We start from the raw sequence: 17,382 nt of genomic DNA, 5'->3' as shown, positions 1-17,382 counted from the left end.
TCGTCATCGTGAGAATCGTGGTTAACCAACAAAGCTCTCTCAATCGATCCCTGTGTTGGTTAATCTTGCTCGCAGGCCCCGAACGCCGTCAGCTCCGGCACCCGTGTCTCTGCGAGCTCGCGACGGATCTTCGAGCGATCCCAGCCAAGCGGTGACAACACACTTTCGACAGCTCTGACCAGCTGCGTTTCGTAGTACGACGGATCGTACGACTCGATCTCCTCGTGAGCCAACGCGACCCGTTCTCGCGAGGTCTTCTCGTCGTCGAGGACCACGTACTCGATATCCTGGCCCGGATGGACTGCCAGGTCCTGCTCGCGAGCTCGTTTCAAGGCGGCCACGTTCTGGGTGTTCTGTGAGTAGCCTTCCAGCGGCTTGGAGACACGATTCCGCTCGACGAGCCGCTCCACTGCTACGTTGCCCGTCTGCAGTTCGTCGATTGCTCGTTCGAGCCGTCCGAGTACCGCATCCGGTGACCGCGTGGCATCGAGCCGTTCGAGACAGTCCCGCTGGACGTCCTCGATGAACGGCGGGGTCGAACGCTGCCGAGCTTCGATGCCTCGGATCTTGAACTCGTCGTCGCCAGCGACTTTGCCGAAGTACTTCGTCAACGCCCCGGCGTCGCTCTCGCGCTGCGGGACGAACGCCACCCAGTCGTAGTGAGCCTCGTGTTCGAGCCGAATCTCGACGCGTTCCGTAATCTCCGTCGCGAGCGCCTCGAGGTCCTCGCGGTCCGCGTCGTCGACGTCGGGGTCCGGGGTCACCCAGATGGAGTCGACGATGCCGTGGACGACGCGCCAGCCGCCGGCTTCCAGTCGCTGTTTCGCCGTTAGTAGGATCTCGCGAGCGAACGCGTTGATCGCTTCGTGGCACTCGATGCGGCCGAACTTCGCGTTGCTGAACCCCTGATAGCCGAAGCAGGCGACGAGGATCCACTTTAGCGCTCCCGACCGCCCCTCGAGTTCTGCCAGCCGCTCCTCGTCGGGGTTGTCTCGATCCTTCTCGCGACGGATGGCCGCCTTGATCTCGTCGCGAGCGTCGATGATCGGCTGCAGCACGTCGACGAGGTAGCCCCGGTCGTCGCAGATCGAGTACCCGAGGCCGGGGACGTCGTCGCGGTCGCTGTGGCAGTCACACCGGATGACGTCCGGCGAGACGTTCCGGGTACAGATGATGTTCGGGTACAACGAGGAGAAGTCGAGTTCATGGACGTTCTCGTGGAGGCCGACCTCGGGCGCGAAGATGAACCCGCCGCGGTCGGCGTCGTGGAGCGTCCCCATCGGCTTGTAGAACTCGTGGCGCCAGGAGTTCCATGGGACGAGGACGCCGCGGTCGTGGGCCTCGCAGATCTGGATCGCCGTGAGCACGTTCCCGATCGACGCCCACGCAAGTTCCTGGATGGGCTTCTTTGAGCGCGACACGAGGTCGAGAACGCCGTCGAGGTTGGTCTCCCCGTAGAAGAACGTGTTCGACTGGTCGATGATCGCCCGCCCGGGGACGTTGTACCGCGCCGGCGAGTGACCGACGCGGCCGTAGCTCGAGTACGTCGACCGGCTCGCGAGCTGCTGATAGTCGACGTCCGGCCACCGACTTAGCGAGAAGTCGTGGACGCCGGCGTCCGTCGCCATCTCGTACAGGGTCGGGACGATCTCGCTCGTCGAGGAGATCAGAACATCTGGATCGTGCGCTTCGAGTGCCCCTTGGACGGCGGTCAGGAGATCCGTTGGCGAGCCGGTGACGGCGTCGCCGGCGACGTGTAGTTTCTCGTAGACGTCGTTGCTCGTTTCGGTCACCGGGACGCTGAGCCGGAGCGTCGACAGCTCGCTCGCCGGCGTCGGATCGGCGCCGGTCTCCAGACAGTACCGGAACTCTCGCGAGAAGTCGACGTTGAAACAAGCGAGATCCCCGACTGGATAGTCCGACAGCTGGCGCGCTTGCCGGGCGAGTGGAGTGACGCGGTCGATGTGGGCGACGTCGACCGCGAGAACGGCCTCCTCGTCTCGTCGAAAGTCCGGCCGTCGCGCAACCAGCTCGGTCGCGACGACATCCGGGTGCTGGTCGTACACCGACTGAAGTGTCGTGAGGTCGAGGCCGGACGCTGGGTCGCGAGGAGCGACGTAGAAACGCGGGGTGTAGTCATCGCGCTCGGTCGCGACGGCGCCGTCGGCGGTTGCCTCCCACTCCAGGACGCGGCCGTCATCCAGGAAGTCGATGCTGAACGGCATCTACGTCTCTCTGACGTTCGAGTCGCCGATAAGCGATGGCGTGTCGTTTCCGGATTTCAACGTAGGCCTCCAAGGGCGCCTCTACTGGTGTTCTCTGGCCGTTTGTCCGTTCTCCGTTATCTCTGAACGGTTTCCGGAATTCATATCGTTGGATTCAGTCGGTGTACTCTCCAATAGAAGTAATATAGGAATGTACCAAAGGACTATGTTCCTCTATCCCGTGCGTTTCCATATGAGCGACCGAAACCCGCCGGAGGAGTTTGGGGACATCAACGAGGCGGTCGGTGAGGAATGGGAGGCCGAAACAACGCCCTACGAGCGCATTCGACACGTCGTCGCGCATACGTACAGTCCCGTCTCAGCTGATGCGGTGGCTGACGATGCACGGACCGCTCCAAAGACCGCGCGAAAGCACCTGAACACACTCGCTGACGAAGGATTTGTCGAGACGGCACCTGGCGACCAGGGTGGTACGCTCTATCGTCGCTCACCTGAATCACTCGTTGTCGAACAGGCTGCCGACATCCTCGAGCATGTCTCGACTGACGAACTCGTGACACGAATCCAGGAAATGCGCGAGCAGCTCACCGAGTACCGGTCCGAATTCGGTGTGGACTCGCCAGAAGAATTGGCGGTCGAGCAGACGAACCAGGCTCTTACCGAGGCCGGATCCCCACAGGAGGAGATCGACCCAGAGACAATTCGTGAGTGGAAGACGCTCCGGCGGAACCTCGCGTTTGCGAACGCTGCCCTCTCGATTGGGAACGCTGAGCAGTTCGTCGACACCGATCATCGCTCGACTGACGACAGCGTCCCTGCCTGAGCAATGCGAGATTCGTCTGACCAAGCAGAAACCCATACTCTCCGGGGGGCTACGGATCGGCCGGCGCTACTGACGATTCGTGACGTCGTCGAGGAGATGGAACCGCTCGCAACAGCTGAACTCGACGACTACCTCCATCCATCCGTCCTCGAAGTTGTGCTTGACGACGGACTATGTGCGGCCGATGAGGCCCGAATCGACATCCAGTGGACGACACGAGATGATTACAAATTCCACTACACCGACACGGAAGGGGTGAATCTGCGCTGGGGGAAGCACCCACACGCAGGCGACTACATCCACGTCCCCGGATTAGAACACTACCACCCACCGCCGAATGCGAATTCTGACCCAGACAAGGTCGAGGAGTCTTGTATCACACAGTCTCCCGAAGAGTTAGTCACTCGCGCCGTCCTCAAACTCTGGCGGGTCGCCTACCACACGAATTCGTATGAACCTCTCAATGCAGGTCGCAACCCGCCGTAGGAACCAATCCAAGTGCTTTCCTCCACGAATCTCTACTGAGACGCGATTTCTTCAAGCGATCGGCTCCAGCGACTTCATAGAGAAATCTGACTTTGAGCAATACCGTTCTGCAAGCTCCATCAACGCTCGAGTTCGTCGGATATCGGCGACGTTGTGAGTGATGAGTGGCCCGTAGGCCCCCTCCTCCCATGCTGTGACTGCCTCGCTACTGTCGGTGAATGGATCCAGCTCGTTCAATCCGGCGCCGATCAGTTCGTCGTATACGCCACTCAGCGTGTCTTCACTCGTATTGAAGCGTGTCTCGAAGACGTCCATCACGTCGACGTATGGCAACGTGCCAAACGGCCAGTCGAGGCCGTGTGTACAGAGCCGTGTGCGAAGGAACGGGAGGTCGAATCCTCCGTTCCACCGCTCACCGTTGTATGCAACGAGCTTTGCATCACGTTGAGTGAGTGTCGATGCGACAAACGTTGCCAGTTCGTTCAGGAGGCCCTGTTCGCTGTCATGGAGTGAGAGCTGTACCGGTGTCTGGAGGGCGTCGTTGAGCCGATCCGCGAGGTCTGCTTGTGGTGCCGTTCCGGTATGGAGAAACACTCGCGACGAGACCGCCGAGTCAAACCCAACTACTGTGAGTTCATCACCGGCCTGAAATCCCGTTGTTTCGATGTCGAAGGCGATTGTCGTCAACTGAGTCATTTTGATCCTCCAGTGGTGCCTTCGGTAGGCGATTGCTGTTGTTCGACCACGGTTTCCGAAAGCTGTTGCTCAAGCTCTGCTAGACGTTCCTCGTGGTCGTCGAGGCGGGCCTCCTGTTCGAGATCGATGCTGAACAGCGCCGGCAGCAGCGGGTTCTGGTGGTTCAATAGCCCGCTCGCGTCGGCGTGTTCGCGGGCGTACTCGAACAGCCGGTCGAAGCGCGGCTGGTCGCGACGCCGCAGTGCCCGGCGGAACTCCGCCCAGCGCTCTTCGATGGCCCGCAGCGCATCTCGGTAGGTTGGGTTCGTCCGCCCCATCGCTATCGTCCTCCTGCCCCAGTTGCGGTCCACGCATCGAGCAAGGGGTCCGCGGTGGCCGCCACCGTCTCACCGTCAGCGGTGACCCCCGTGCCGACACCCTCTGGGGTCGGCGTCGATGGCGCCGGCGTCCTCGGTTCCACGCCGACCTGCGTGGCGCGTGCCGCGAGCAGCTGCCGCCAGTACGCGAACGTCGTCTGGTAGTACGCGCCGTCGTCGACGGGATAGACGAGCGTCTCGAAGTCCTCGCCGACGACCCGTGGGCCTATCCGAGTTTGCTCGCACTCCAGATGGTGGTCGGCGACCGTCGCGACCGGCTCGGTGAATTCGTTTCGTTCGTTTCGCGTAATGAGCACCGGGATGTCGTACCCCTCGGCGTAGGTCGCCAACCGGGCGAGAGTTCGAGCCTGAAGGATTTTCGCGTGGGCCTCGCCGAGGGTATCGTCGGCGCGGTACTGGGCGTCGACGGCCGGTGCGACGATGAGGGCGGGCGTGTGGGGCGACGTGTCCTCGTCGTGACCTGGTGCCCCTCGACCGGCCGTCCCTGAATCGGCGGTGGACATCTGGATCGACTTGTTCACCGCTGACGGGAGATCACAGACGGCGCCGTAGTGCTGGTAGGCGGTGAATCCGCGTGCCACGTGGATTCGGTTGAGCAACCGTTGACTGGGCGCGATCTGAGCGAGTGTCGTCGTCGTCGCGTGACCATTTGCGTCGACCCAGAAGGCGGGCCCGTCGTGCAGGAGGAGATGGTCGAGCACGAGCGACTGCAGGATTGGGACGCCGCGGCCTCCCTCGACGTCGAGCAGCGTGATGCCGTCGCCGAGTGACGGCAACAACATCCCGTCCGTAGCCGGATCGGCCTGGTCAGCGAGGGACCGATTGCGGTCGGCTCCCCGTGTCGGCTGGTCCACCGCCAATCGGTTCGACGTTGAGTGTTCTCCCATACTCGACTAGAGGTCCACTTTCTCGATAAGCCGCGGCGTGTCGCTTCCGCGTTTCAGGGAATTCGACTTGATTCCCTCCAATCCCGGCACAGTCCCGGGTAGCCTCTGTTTGGATCCTGTTTCCGAGAATAGTTCCTGAATCCCGTGTTCTTCGTGTTAACCAACATCCGGCCGTATTGCCGGCGGCGTGTTGGTTAAACCTACACAGCTGCAGTCTCGAGTCTGACTGCTCGGAATGTTAATGCTCAACGCCACGTTGGAAGAGGTGCACTATGAGCTACCCACGAACCCACGTCGACCACCGAAACCCCGATCACCACGAGTCAATCCACTCAACTTGAAATATCGCAAATGTCCACGTCGTTGCCCGGGAATTCCTTACTTCACGGTACCACGATGTGCTTCAAACAGTTCTCCACCCCCTTGGCGAGTCTCTGGACACCAAAGACCAACATGCACTCAACGACCTTGGAATCGTCCATGCTACTGGTTCCTTGAACGAGCTTTCCCCCTTCGTTCGAACATACGTCAAACTCGACGAGTATTGAACGCGCCCATCGTACTGCGCTCAACGAATTGTTCGCTGATCGACGCGCTCACGTCCTGAGTTGCTGTACGCGGTTGGGGTGCCATAGAACTGTTTACACGGTGGTTGTTTTCAGGAGCATCAGAAATGGTCCGTTTGCTCAGTCTCTTTATATTGAGTGATTCGGGGGTCAGCTGTCGCGTGTGGCAACCGGTCTATGATACACTATTACTGTGCTTTGCCAGCTTATAAGTCGTGTTAGTGTGTAGCATAGAGTAGGGAGGAGTCGCTATCGCCAGAGGCAAGAGTGAGACTCAAGGAAAAGAATAATAATCAGGCTGGAAAAAGACTCGGACCTGTAAACGTATCCCTGACAAAACACACACTGAAAAATGGAACGGACAGGCACTCTTTACGATTTCGCGGAACACGAGACGGAGACTTCCTTCCGTGCATACATTGAGGAGCTTATAGAGGACCGCGAAGAACCTGTCCGGGCCTTAACTGTTATCTCGGAGCGTACTCCGAAAGAGATCTTCGACAAATACCCATTAGAGGAATACAGTGTTTCAGTCAAGGATCAAGAGGTCTTCACGAGCGGTCGCCTGATCAGAGAGATCGAAGGCGAGTCGTACGAAGGAGGCTCCCGGCAGTTCAAGGATAACTTCTTCATCGTAAGTCACTCCGAGGAGAAACTATACACCATTTTCACGGTCTCTGACAAGGATTTCTTCGACAAAGCGCTCACCCGTTACATCGAGACTCTCCCTTCGGAGATTACTGGATCTTTCCTGTCCAGCGAAGATCTCCGCCGCCTTATCCAGAACTTCGATAACCGTGTGAACGGCAATCTCGTGGTGAAAAAAGCCGTTCTCAAGTCGACCGGAGAGGACACGCAAATCGAATACCACGAGGACAAGCCATACTACGAAGTCTTCAACGAGGCCTCAACCAATGATCTCTACGTCGACAAAATCGAACTCACCGTTCACAATACGGGTACGGCATTCCAGTTCTTCGTGTCCCGTAACGGAGCAACTCGTTACATCCGAGGCTCCAGCGACCTCTACTTCAACGTCTTGTTGAACAGCTTAGCCTCCTTCATCTCTGACAAAGGAGAGCTCTTCCAGGACCGTGACAGAGAGTACGGATCTCGAGATACAGACCCAATCAAAATCCAGTACGAAGAAGGCTCGATAACTGGTGTCGAGGAGAACAAACGGCTGATAAAGGCACTAAAGGGGATAAAACGCACCTCTGTTACTGTCTACCACGACAATCCGTATATGCACGCATCTGTTCTCGACTTCGACGACGGAACCAGCGTCGATGTTTACCTCACATCGGACAGCGATATCTCGATCATCCCCGGATTCAACGCCTCGAAAAAGTCACTGAGCAGGATCTGCGACCAAATTAACAAAGGATTCCTTGAGGGGGAAGTCAAAGCCGAGGAGGAGCAGGAACGCGATTTCGACGACTACTTCTCAGCAGCATAACCACCCGTGACAGAGTCAGATAGTTTCGTACAGTGCGTTGACCAAACCTTCGATAGATTTGAGAGATACGACAGATACGTCGATGTCGTTTCTGCCTGGGAAGAGTTCCTTGATGACCAATATAGCTCTGAATTCCGAGACTTCACCTTCGATCGCTTTCCAGAGGAAAGTATCCAGTACAACGGGTCAGAGCTGACTCCGACCTTTACAGCCTATTTCGATGAAGACTACGGTATCCTGTTCGACGTCCAGCATAATCTTCCTCGAGACGAAGAAGATCTGAAGAAATTTTTAGAGGAAATCTCCGGCTATGACCAGGGCTATCCGTTCCGGGTCAACGGGTCAGATACCGAGATACCCGAAAAATATGATATCGCCTTGCTCATCAGCAATCAGAATGCTCAGACGGCGGAACACAGGGTCCAGAACTTCCTCTCCAAGGGAGAGGTTCAGTTCGACTCAAATCTGGTACTGCTCAGCTACGATTACGTCGATCAAAACACGAATCCGAAATACGAGTTTGGAAGACTGTCAAAGGTGGATCAGAACTTCCGAGACAACGTGCTCCCGGAACGTAAGCAGATCAGCACTCGTCTTTCCATAGGGGACGGCGGCTTCGAGACCATCGATTCACCGCCTGGATTCTTCGACGACAAGAAATCAACAGGCGTCCTCTGTAACAAGGAACTCTCTGAACTCTACTTCGCCTGTTACCTCTGGCACAACGTATTCTTCAACTGCCTTGATGACACCGAACAGGTCATCTGGCAGGGTAAGAATCCGCGCCGGATTATCGAGTTCAAGGTCACGGTTGACGAACTCTATGCGATGCTCAACCGGAAATACATCCCTGGCAACGGAGTTCGGGAAGAGTGGATCCGGTCTACACTGGAGTATCTCGTTGGAGTCGAGGCTGCTGAACAGGTATCTGACGACGAGTACCGGGTTAAGTTCCGTAATCTCCAGGACAAACGAAGAGATCACAAAGACGTTGTCACCCGTCGATCTGATCTGGCTGACTTAGCTCACATCTTCGCAGAATGGTACTGCGAAAACGCTGTCGACACCGGTACCTCTGTTCGGTCAGATATCCGTGACGACTCTACACAGACTACTATCACGAGCGACCTGACTGAGCCGGAGAAAGGCGAGTACTGAATCTATGTCTGGAAGTGAAAAGGAGGGGCAGAAGGAAAAGAATGGGGAGGCCTCTGGAGGAGGAGAACAGGCAATCAGTTCTAAGCGCGATTTAGCGAATAGATATCAGTCGATGGTGGCCGACCAGTTTCAGTCGGTCTCAAACTTCGAGGATAAGGCCTGGAAGGCTATCAGAGCGAATATCGCACTCATCGGTATCTATCTCACAGGTATCTCTGTCCTGCTGCGTACCTCAGATTCGACGCCTAGTATCGCCCTGATTGATACTCCGCCGGTCCTGATCGGGATAGTCGGCCTGTTCGCGTCCCTTGTCTATGCGATTATTGTGATGCTGGGGATCAAGATCGGGTTTGGGCCTTCGACTGATACTGCTGAATCCTTGATTAAGAGTGAGTTAGAGGCTGATGAGTATGATTCTATCATAGTTACAAACTATGCCAAGACAGTCAACAGCAACTGGGGTGTTTTGGAGGACAAGTCCACGCGACTGAGGAGGTCTTTCGCCTTACTCGTTGTCGGCTTGACTGAGATGTCTCTGGGGTTGCTGTTCATCATCTCCCCTTCCCATTCGCGGATAGTCGAGATCAAGGCCGGATCTTTCATTGTAGTCTCAGCGATCGCAGGGTACATAGCCTACTATCTCTGGACGAAGGGCTACGAGTCCGAGGATAATGGCGAGGAAGAAGTGGGTGGTGAGGGTGAGGATTCAGACTTGAATGAGTCTTAGTATATCGAGCGGGCTCTGTTGAAATCCTCAACCAGTGATATGTTCTTAGAGCCGTGCTGAATACAGAGTATCAGTTCACCACAGCAAGATTTTCATAATCCCCTACTTATGGAAAGGTCAAATACTATTACCGATTGGAACATCTTTTAGTCCACGACCCGTGCAACCTGATAATGACATAGAGTTTGACAGAGTTACGGATAAGCAGCTTTGTGCCTGTATCAGAGGTTCTCTCAATACTACTGAGGCCGATCTACACGGTCACGTTGTGCCAGCTGATTTGTATCCCAAATTCGTTGAGTCGATGAAGGAACACCCCGAACGAAGGCTTGTTTCTGCCCATCACAAGAGAGACGAAATAATAGGTGAGATTCTATGGGCAGGTGTCAGAGAAGCTGAAGAAAAGACACATCTTGTTGGTGGAGTGGGGATCTATGAAGATGAGAGAAATCGATTGAATGAGATTGAGAAAGACATCCTCGGTGGGTTTAGTATCACTCTCGTCGGATATTCAAACAGTGCCGAAGATGATTGGGATCCGGATGCGGTGGATTTTGAATACAGAGGCTTTGGGGACGATTATCACAGGCTGAAAGGAGTTGTCGATGAAGGCAATATCCCCGCCCGGTTTGAAGTCCAAAAGTCAGCTGCTGGAGCATTCTTTCTGCAAGCTGTCGCTCAGAATTGGGTAACTATCCTGGAACTTGCGATGGCAGCGTGGGCAGTCTATGAGGCGCGGAAAGCCCGCCTGAAAGATTCAGAAGATCCTGCTGAAGAAACCACACCGCAAGTAGTCATCAAGGACACCGAGGTGAATGTCAATCAAGACATCGACGAGTTCCTCGACGGTTTACTGGACGCGCTTGACAAGGACCTCGATGAGGCCCAACGGCAGGTCGTGATTGAAGAAGCACTCGAAGCAAGAGAGGTTGCCAAGGGCGAGAAGGAAATTGAATCAGAGGCAGAAGATTGACCAGAGTCGATTTGATCTATTACACTTGTTGACCCGCGATTCATTTAATGATCCAGCTGGGTCTTCAACCTCTAATTGAAGTCTACAAAGTGCTTCGTGAAAGATTCGCGCCCTCTATTCAGCAGGCCGTTTGTATCAGCCGCTGAGGAATTCAACAGAACCATCGAGCGGTATTTTCGCCCAACACATAACATCTAGAACTCAGCTCTGTACTGCGCACACATAGCGGGAGGGAATGAGGTGTGGGAACTCTTGAATGACCGCCTCGTACACGGTTCCTTTCTGAGTTCTCTCGACACACACTCGAAGTCGAGTCTGGCCGTTCCGGAACTGCACTGGAAAGTGCCCTTGCTCCACTCCTTGAAAGCGGATTTCTCTCACACACAGATGATGAGAAAACGCCTTATTCTGTTGATGAACACCACGCGCTATATCGACCGACTGAACGGCTCTTCGACGCACTTTTTGACCAAGTAGCTGTTCTCTGTGAGCTACTGCCCCCGACCGAGCTCTAATCGAACGAGTCAGAGCCGTTCACATTTCCAGATACGTTGAAGACTCTCCCGGTCGGACCCGGATGTATGTGTGGCCGAAACTCGCTTTTCATCGATCAGGCTGACCTCGAGGCTCGATTCGACGCCGAGGTCGTCGCGGACGGCGGGTATACACCCCGATACAACATCGCGCCTGGCGACGATCTCCACATCATCACGAACGAGGCCTCCGACGAGATCGACACCTACCACTGGGGCCTGATTCCGTTCTGGGCCGACGAGCCCGAAGCGGGGATGATCAACGCTCGTTCGGAAACCGCAGACGAGAAACGCGTCTTTGACCGAGCGTGGGATTCTCGACCCTGTCTCGTCCTCTCGTCGGGCTTCTACGAGTGGCGATCGACGAACGGAGGATCGAAACAGCCCTTCCGGATTCACCGCGAGGGTGATCCGGCGTTCGCGATGGCCGGCCTCTGGGACGTCTGGGACGGTGCCGACGAGTCGATCTCGTGTGTAACGATCCTGACAACGGATCCGAACGACCTGATGAAGCCGATTCACGATCGAATGCCGGTCGTCCTTCCGAAAGACGTCGAGTCCGAGTGGCTCTCCGCCGGGGCAGATGCACGCAAGCGGTTGTGTCAGCCGTATCCAAAAGACGATTTAGCGGCCTACGAGGTCTCCACGCGGGTTAACAATCCCGGCAACGACGATCCGAAGATCATCGAACCGCTCGAACACGAGCAATCGGGACTCGGCGAATTCAGCTCGGGATAGCTGTTGACAGCGCGTGCCATCGAATCAGCTGTGAGATAGCGTGTATCTCGATCGAATCCGTAGGACTATGAAAATCCAGAGCAGTAGCGAACACGAGTAAGAAATCTCGCTATGACACCGCCACCGCACGGCGATGATACCGTCAAGCCCCTCGTCCAGCAACACTGGAACGGGCGGGCAGCAACATTTGACGAGGAGCGTCAACACGGAATCCACTCCGAGGAACAGCACGACCGCTGGCTCTCAGTGCTGCGGAAATGGACGGGGGACGACTCCCATCGGATACTCGACGTCGGTTGTGGGACAGGGGTCATCTCGCTGTTGCTCGCAGAACTCGGCCACGACGTCGTGGGCGTCGACGTCGCCCGGGAGATGCTCAAACACGCCCGATCGAAGGCTCGACAGACCGAGTACTCGATCGCGTTCCAGCAAGGGGACGCGGAGCGACTCGCCCTGCCGGATGACGCCGCCGAACTGGTAACCGCTCGCCACCTTGTCTGGACGCTTCCCAATCCGACTACAGCACTGCAGGAGTGGCAACGCGTCGTCGAGCCAGGTGGGCGGGTTCTCCTGATCGAGGGGTACTGGAACCACGACGAGCCGTGGGACGAGTACGAAGCCATACACGACGATCTGCCGATGTACCACGGCCGACCGCCCGACGAACTGAGCGACGTGCTCCTCCAGGGGGGCTTCTCCGATGTCACACACGAACCGCTGATGGATGCAACACTGTGGGGCGGAGAACCCTACCACGACTACTACATCATGAGCGGCACTGTCCCCCGTTGATGCGGGCTACATCCCTGTAGCGACGGTTTACTCCGTATTCCACGGGACACGTGGCTTCTCCTACGACACGATCGGGAATCTGCTTCGTGGCGGATTCGTTGCGGCAATTGACACAACGATCATCTCGGGACCTGCCTGTGTAATCGACACCTCCCATCTCCTTGAGGATGCTGCCGACGAATCGGGTCGATCGCCGGTCCAAAGCAGAAAGAGTGGTTATCCCGCCACCGTCTTTCGATGAGAGACGAACTCTAGCCAGGAATCGTCAGTCAAATAACGTCCTCTGTAGTCGATGCGTTCTTGAACGTCTTCAGGTCTGTGTAAACACGACCCTGCGGTGCCTTGTTCTTGTACCGGATCGGGTCTTCTAACTCATACAAACTGCCGGGTTCGAAGATGACAACCTGATCACCGGGGTCAAAATCTGCTTCGTCGCCAATGTACGATTCTTGGTCGCGAGCCAAAGTAGCCTCCTCTGCAGGAACGATCTCTTTGATAGACGCGATGTATTGGATTTCCATCGGGCCACCCGCGACGTAGAACGCTGCATAGTCGGGATCCTGACCAACTCGGACGAACCCCCAGGCGTTGTTCTCTTTGAGGAACTGAATGCCTGAGATTCTCGTGGGGAAGATGGCTATCTGGCTATTCGGCGGTCCGGGGATATCCGCCCGTGCAATCGTTCCCGCGAGAGCGTCTTTCCCCTTACCAGGTGTCCACTCGAACTCATCGCCGTGTTCGATTTCCTCAATGTTTCTTCCTCCTATCGAGAAATCATCTCGACCTTGGCGTTCGAGAGATGACGCTAACACGTCGACGAATTGCTTTGCCCCGTCCTGCACTGTCTGTGAGACGGCATCTCCGATTTCATCTGTAACGACACCCGCTATCCGCGTTGAGATCTCCGCTTTATTTTCCCGAAGTTGGTCCGCAGCTCGGCGGGTGGTCTCGACGTTTTCGGCGATCGTCTCTGATTCTCCGGATGCAATAGAGTCTCGAGAGAAGGCCCGAAGTAACCCGATCCTGTCCGGTAAATCATTCAGATCTATGTTACCAAGATGTATCTCGTCAGGCCTCTGGCTATCCTGTTTTCGTTTGTAGAGTTCCACCGTCGTTCCGTTGGTGAGCATCCCCCAGTCCACACCAGTCTGGCGCATGTAGCTCGTGAGTTGGTCTCGGTGTCCTGATGAAATAGCCGTGTCAGCTCCTTTTGCTTCGACAAAAACCACTGGTGCATCCTCTAATTCCAAGGCATAATCGACTTTCTTCGTTCCCACACCCATTTGGACCGAGTACTCTAATTCGACTTCGGAGGAGAGCATATCCCAACCCAGCAACTCCAGAAGCGGCTCAATGAGCTTTCGTCGCGTATTCTGTTCGTCCATTTGCGGGGACGACTCGAGAAGAGACTTTGATTGGTCGACGTAGTTAACTAACTCCTCCTTATCCATATCCAGCCACTTTTGACCCAGTTCTCTTAGTGATAAGGATCTGTGGTAATCGATAGCACGATTCAGTATGAGTACCGACCCAACCGGCTCAACGAAAGAGGAAGATCTGGGTACAGTGCTTGGAATCATCGCCACGACGGTCTCTCAACATCCCGGAAACGATGATCCGCTGGTCATCGAACCACAACCAAGCAGGCCTCGGTGAGTGTAGTTCCGGATAGGTGACGGCGTCACGGTCACCCCATCGGCGAAGCGACCGTCGAATCGACGATTGAGTATTCTCGATCACGACTCGTTCCCTCGGCCTCGAGGTGGTTGTACTGGACCATTTTCGAGAGATACGTCCGGACGGTCCGCTTCGTCCGGGGATCGTCGATGTCGTCGGAATAGCGCTCGTGGATCTCACTCGGCCCGAGTGGCCCGTGATCGCGCACGATTTCGTAGACGACCCGCTGATGGGTCGTGAGTGACTTGAGGCTCTTCTGCTTAATCTGGGCTCGAGCATCTTCGGGTCACCAACTCACCCTTACTCGGCCGCACTCTTCACGCTAAGGTTGACACCTTTTTTCATCGGCTGTGTTATGTTTATGTTTGAAAAGAGGATTTCAACAGTGTCGTGTATGAGTAGTTCGACGCGAATCGGATCCTCTGTCAGGGCTTGGAGCCTTCCGATAAAGCAACTAGCCCAGTGTGAGGTGGCCAACGAGAAGACTATAATGACTCTCACGAATCACCCGATATGGCCAATCCCTACGACGTTCTTGGGGTTCATCCGGATGCCGACGAGGAAGTTGTCAAGGCAGTGTATCAGGCCCTGGTAAAGAAACACCATCCAGACCAAGGAGGGGATCAAGAAGAATTTCAGCGAATCAAGGAAGCGTACGACCAGATCGAAGACAGTACTGGGACAAAACAGCAGCGGCAGGATCGTGATGCTGCATTCGAGGGCTTTGCGGATTCGATACTCGGGTTGAGCACGCCAGTTACATCCGAGACAATTCGTGGACGGCTTTCGGATGACTTGTCGATCCACCAAGGTCCTGTTCAAGTATCTCTCCTCGGATTCTTTCGAACGGACATTACTGATCTCGTCTGGGAGCACAAGCGTGATTCAGCAAACACTTCGAATCGATTTCTCGCCCTGTTCCATATCGAGAACACGTCTGAATACGTTCAGAAATGGCAGGGATCAGCGGAGACGAAGTATGTTGGAACAGACGGGTACAATTATGAGTCAATGCAGAACTCATTCTTGGCTACTGAACAGTATTCGCCGCTTCCAGCTCAGTATAGCGTGGATTTCGTGGACATGGAACCGGGGACCCAAACACTGGGTGTCGTTGCGCCAGAGGAAATCCCAATCGGCGTCGATGTTGATCGAGTGATTTACTCTCAGAACGTTTTTGAAGGAGACCAAACCGATGGATGGGTCCAACACAAGTATCGATTCGTGTTCGATATCACGCCAGAGACCCGCAAACAAATGCGAGCCCTCGTTGCTTCACCATTCGAACCGGCCGGCGAAATTGATGCAAAGCCGAAGGATACACCGAATGCCGACGTGTCGGCGGACGAGGAATCATTATCACCAGACGGCGATCTATCGGATACTGACCGACGAAGGTTACAGGACATTCTCCGACTGGAACCAACGAGCAACAAAGAGCTCGCATCCGAATGGAACTTAGAAAGTGGAAAACAGGTCTATCAGTACCTCTCAACGACTCTTGATGAATACTACTACCGTGATGATGAAAAACGTATCAGAGCTACCGAGTCCGCTAGTGAGATACTTTCCTAAATCTGAGTAAGAACAGACTCGAAGTAGTGGCTGTCTGCCGGAGCAGATGAATGTAAGCAGTTGTGTCAGCTATATTTTGACACCATTTGGCGGCTTACGAATACACGATCGAACCAAAGCCCGATCGCTTCGCGACATCGCCGATCAGTCCGGCGCCGAGGACTTCGAGGAGTGGTGTCGGTGGATCAATCGGGACCGGAGACTGCCCAAGAGTTCGTGGCCTTCTACGAGACCATGAACGAGCAGGCTGTCGCCCGTCGTGAACGGGACGGTGTGTACTGGGTGGCAGGCTGATGATATCCAGCGACGACGTTGATTACGACCAGAACGATCGCGCCGGCATCAAGGCCGGTCCAAATTCCACGAAAATCCGGCTGTGCAGTCCGGTTCCGACGGTCTTTTTTCTCATCTGTGTGTGAATCTCCCGTGTAGCCAATTAGGAAAGTTGACTCCGACCCATTCGACCCCCCAACATCATACAACATCCTGATTGGCTGCATTCCCCCTTTGTTGTTCCGTCGATCGTCGCCCAACACTCATCCGTATCCCTGGTGAACGACCGTATCTGCCCGGCGACTCACGTCGATCTCGTGACCGATCGCCGAAGAATCAGGTCCGTTGCATCGCCAAGCACAACCGCAGGTCGCCTCTTGGCCGACGTCGATCAGCGTGACCGCGGCCCACGCAGACAACGACGGCCCGCAGGTTACGTACGTTAAGTCTCATCAGACGCAACCACTACCTTTACTCCTAGAGTAGAGGGAGGCATGTTTCAACGGTATGGATTAACGACACGTGAGGGAGTTATCGCCCTTGGGGTGATTCTATCGGTGAATGCGCTTGGGGCATTACCGGCGGTATTCTTTGGTGCAGATACGGGATGGATCGACCGTCCGTGGTTCTATCCACCGGAAATTCTCTTTCCAATCGTATGGACGCTCCTGTTCACACTGATGGGAGCAGCTTTATTCATCGTCTGGCGGCATGGAACGGATCAACGATCTGTCCAAGTCGCTCTCAGTATATTCGCCATCCAGTTTGCCCTGAATCTAGGCTGGACACCGGTTTTCTTTGGGCTTCAGCGAGCTGATCTGGGACTCGTTTTGATCCTTCTGCTGTGGGCCACAATTGTTGCCACAATCGTTCTATTTTCTCGGGTTAGTCGTATCGCGGCCGCATTGCTGGTTCCGTATCTCGGATGGGTTTCGTTTGCAGTCATACTCAATTACGCAATCTACGCTGCAGGATAAAATGGCTACTTGGTTGTGACTCTCAACCAACTTTTCCGATAAATGGCGTTGTTGTTCGAAGGGCCGTGCTGAATAAACCAATGTCAGAGGAGTATCAACCCCGTCTGAGTAAATGTTAATAGAAAGCACCGAAATTGTACTGGAATTACTCTATGAACCGACGTCACTATATCGGCGCCACTGGGACGGTGGTAGTGAGTTCCGTTGGAGTGTGGGCCGCATATCAGCTAGATCAAGGAAACATCTCTCTTGGCGAGGATTCAGATATTTCTGAGACCGTAAGTCGGAGTCCCGAAACGGTAGAGTTTGACGTCTTGGCTGGGACCGAGATCCGCGTTAGTGTGAGAGATACGGGCTCCGAGAGCGCCCCATATACCGGTTCATTTACGTTGCAAGATCCGAACGGAAACGATGTTCTTACTGCAGGACCTCGATCGTCG

15 protein-coding genes and 1 pseudogene are annotated in these 17,382 nt (G+C 55.3%); 10 read left to right on the top strand and 6 right to left on the bottom strand.

Features of this window, described 5'->3' with window-relative positions; all coding sequences use genetic code 11:
• Nucleotides 1–59 precede the first annotated feature (59 nt).
• Nucleotides 60–2,225, bottom strand: coding sequence for a type B DNA-directed DNA polymerase (locus ACFQE9_RS01930; RefSeq protein ID WP_379739518.1), 2,166 nt, complete (start codon nucleotides 2,223–2,225; stop codon nucleotides 60–62).
• Nucleotides 2,226–2,457: 232 nt separating this feature from the next.
• On the opposite strand from ACFQE9_RS01930, the gene ACFQE9_RS01925 reads away from it, so the two are divergent.
• Nucleotides 2,458–3,048, top strand: coding sequence for a DUF7342 family protein (locus tag ACFQE9_RS01925; RefSeq protein ID WP_379739515.1), 591 nt, complete (start codon nucleotides 2,458–2,460; stop codon nucleotides 3,046–3,048).
• A 3-nt stretch (nucleotides 3,049–3,051) separates the two neighbouring features.
• Nucleotides 3,052–3,534, top strand: coding sequence for a toxin-antitoxin system TumE family protein (locus ACFQE9_RS01920; RefSeq protein WP_379739512.1), 483 nt, complete (start codon nucleotides 3,052–3,054; stop codon nucleotides 3,532–3,534).
• A 51-nt stretch (nucleotides 3,535–3,585) separates the two neighbouring features.
• Here ACFQE9_RS01920 and ACFQE9_RS01915 read toward each other — a convergent pair whose 3' ends face one another.
• Genes ACFQE9_RS01915 through ACFQE9_RS01905 form a run of 3 tightly spaced genes read right to left on the bottom strand, consistent with a single transcriptional unit; the run spans nucleotide 3,586 to nucleotide 5,494 of the window.
• Entirely contained in the window at nucleotides 3,586–4,230 is a 645-nt protein-coding gene (locus ACFQE9_RS01915) for a ribonuclease H-like domain-containing protein (protein ID WP_379739509.1), read from the bottom strand.
• Nucleotides 4,227–4,547: a DUF8156 family protein gene (locus ACFQE9_RS01910; protein WP_379739506.1), complete on the bottom strand. Its 321-nt coding sequence runs from the start codon at nucleotides 4,545–4,547 to the stop codon at nucleotides 4,227–4,229. Before ACFQE9_RS01910 ends, ACFQE9_RS01915 begins: the two co-directional genes overlap by 4 nt.
• A gap of 2 nt (nucleotides 4,548–4,549) precedes the next feature.
• Complete coding sequence (locus tag ACFQE9_RS01905; RefSeq protein ID WP_379739503.1) at nucleotides 4,550–5,494, bottom strand: hypothetical protein; 945 nt, start codon at nucleotides 5,492–5,494, stop codon at nucleotides 4,550–4,552.
• 918 nt (nucleotides 5,495–6,412) lie between these two features.
• Here ACFQE9_RS01905 and ACFQE9_RS01900 point away from each other — a divergent pair.
• The 6 genes from ACFQE9_RS01900 (at nucleotide 6,413) to ACFQE9_RS01875 (ending at nucleotide 12,440) form a co-directional block, all read left to right on the top strand.
• Nucleotides 6,413–7,519, top strand: coding sequence for a hypothetical protein (locus tag ACFQE9_RS01900; protein WP_379739500.1), 1,107 nt, complete (start codon nucleotides 6,413–6,415; stop codon nucleotides 7,517–7,519).
• Between the two features lie 6 nt (nucleotides 7,520–7,525).
• Nucleotides 7,526–8,677 (top strand): hypothetical protein, encoded by a 1,152-nt coding sequence (locus ACFQE9_RS01895; RefSeq protein WP_379739497.1) that lies wholly within the window; start codon nucleotides 7,526–7,528, stop codon nucleotides 8,675–8,677.
• A 4-nt stretch (nucleotides 8,678–8,681) separates the two neighbouring features.
• Complete coding sequence (locus ACFQE9_RS01890) at nucleotides 8,682–9,404, top strand: hypothetical protein (protein ID WP_379739494.1); 723 nt, start codon at nucleotides 8,682–8,684, stop codon at nucleotides 9,402–9,404.
• Between the two features lie 160 nt (nucleotides 9,405–9,564).
• The gene (locus tag ACFQE9_RS01885) at nucleotides 9,565–10,377 is read left to right on the top strand and encodes a hypothetical protein (protein ID WP_379739491.1); all 813 of its coding nucleotides are present in this window, start codon (nucleotides 9,565–9,567) and stop codon (nucleotides 10,375–10,377) included.
• A gap of 581 nt (nucleotides 10,378–10,958) precedes the next feature.
• A complete protein-coding gene (locus ACFQE9_RS01880; protein ID WP_379739488.1) occupies nucleotides 10,959–11,648 on the top strand; it encodes an SOS response-associated peptidase in 690 nt (229 codons plus the stop codon).
• Nucleotides 11,649–11,759: 111 nt separating this feature from the next.
• A complete protein-coding gene (locus tag ACFQE9_RS01875; protein WP_379739485.1) occupies nucleotides 11,760–12,440 on the top strand; it encodes a class I SAM-dependent methyltransferase in 681 nt (226 codons plus the stop codon).
• Between the two features lie 269 nt (nucleotides 12,441–12,709).
• On the opposite strand, the gene ACFQE9_RS01870 is transcribed toward ACFQE9_RS01875, so the two are convergent.
• Nucleotides 12,710–13,891: a type I restriction enzyme HsdR N-terminal domain-containing protein gene (locus ACFQE9_RS01870; RefSeq protein WP_379739483.1), complete on the bottom strand. Its 1,182-nt coding sequence runs from the start codon at nucleotides 13,889–13,891 to the stop codon at nucleotides 12,710–12,712.
• Between the two features lie 236 nt (nucleotides 13,892–14,127).
• A pseudogene (locus ACFQE9_RS01865) lies at nucleotides 14,128–14,400 on the bottom strand (BlaI/MecI/CopY family transcriptional regulator); the annotation flags it as partial.
• A gap of 230 nt (nucleotides 14,401–14,630) precedes the next feature.
• Between ACFQE9_RS01865 and ACFQE9_RS01860 the strand changes: the two are divergent.
• Nucleotides 14,631–15,692: a DUF5797 family protein gene (locus tag ACFQE9_RS01860; protein WP_379739480.1), complete on the top strand. Its 1,062-nt coding sequence runs from the start codon at nucleotides 14,631–14,633 to the stop codon at nucleotides 15,690–15,692.
• A gap of 767 nt (nucleotides 15,693–16,459) precedes the next feature.
• Nucleotides 16,460–16,942: a TspO/MBR family protein gene (locus tag ACFQE9_RS01855; RefSeq protein WP_379739477.1), complete on the top strand. Its 483-nt coding sequence runs from the start codon at nucleotides 16,460–16,462 to the stop codon at nucleotides 16,940–16,942.
• The last annotated feature ends 440 nt before the right edge of the window (nucleotides 16,943–17,382 follow it).

Origin of the sequence: Halopenitus salinus (genome assembly GCF_042662125.1) — an archaeon.
Taxonomy (GTDB): domain Archaea; phylum Halobacteriota; class Halobacteria; order Halobacteriales; family Haloferacaceae; genus Halopenitus; species Halopenitus salinus.
The sequence above is the reverse complement of the archived record's forward strand: the minus strand, read 5'-3'. Positions and strand labels throughout refer to the sequence as shown.

What these genes read in the sequence shown, in the direction of transcription:
- ACFQE9_RS01855 (WP_379739477.1), top strand. Translation starts at nt 16,460, where the DNA reads ATGTTTCAACGGTATGGATTAACGACACGTGAGGGAGTTATCGCCCTT.
- ACFQE9_RS01860 (WP_379739480.1), top strand. Translation starts at nt 14,631, where the DNA reads ATGGCCAATCCCTACGACGTTCTTGGGGTTCATCCGGATGCCGACGAG.
- ACFQE9_RS01910 (WP_379739506.1), bottom strand. Translation starts at nt 4,547, where the DNA reads ATGGGGCGGACGAACCCAACCTACCGAGATGCGCTGCGGGCCATCGAA.
- ACFQE9_RS01915 (WP_379739509.1), bottom strand. Translation starts at nt 4,230, where the DNA reads ATGACTCAGTTGACGACAATCGCCTTCGACATCGAAACAACGGGATTT.
- ACFQE9_RS01925 (WP_379739515.1), top strand. Translation starts at nt 2,458, where the DNA reads ATGAGCGACCGAAACCCGCCGGAGGAGTTTGGGGACATCAACGAGGCG.
- ACFQE9_RS01870 (WP_379739483.1), bottom strand. Translation starts at nt 13,891, where the DNA reads ATGGATAAGGAGGAGTTAGTTAACTACGTCGACCAATCAAAGTCTCTT.
- ACFQE9_RS01905 (WP_379739503.1), bottom strand. Translation starts at nt 5,494, where the DNA reads ATGGGAGAACACTCAACGTCGAACCGATTGGCGGTGGACCAGCCGACA.
- ACFQE9_RS01920 (WP_379739512.1), top strand. Translation starts at nt 3,052, where the DNA reads ATGCGAGATTCGTCTGACCAAGCAGAAACCCATACTCTCCGGGGGGCT.
- ACFQE9_RS01890 (WP_379739494.1), top strand. Translation starts at nt 8,682, where the DNA reads ATGTCTGGAAGTGAAAAGGAGGGGCAGAAGGAAAAGAATGGGGAGGCC.
- ACFQE9_RS01875 (WP_379739485.1), top strand. Translation starts at nt 11,760, where the DNA reads ATGACACCGCCACCGCACGGCGATGATACCGTCAAGCCCCTCGTCCAG.
- ACFQE9_RS01930 (WP_379739518.1), bottom strand. Translation starts at nt 2,225, where the DNA reads ATGCCGTTCAGCATCGACTTCCTGGATGACGGCCGCGTCCTGGAGTGG.
- ACFQE9_RS01900 (WP_379739500.1), top strand. Translation starts at nt 6,413, where the DNA reads ATGGAACGGACAGGCACTCTTTACGATTTCGCGGAACACGAGACGGAG.
- ACFQE9_RS01880 (WP_379739488.1), top strand. Translation starts at nt 10,959, where the DNA reads ATGTGTGGCCGAAACTCGCTTTTCATCGATCAGGCTGACCTCGAGGCT.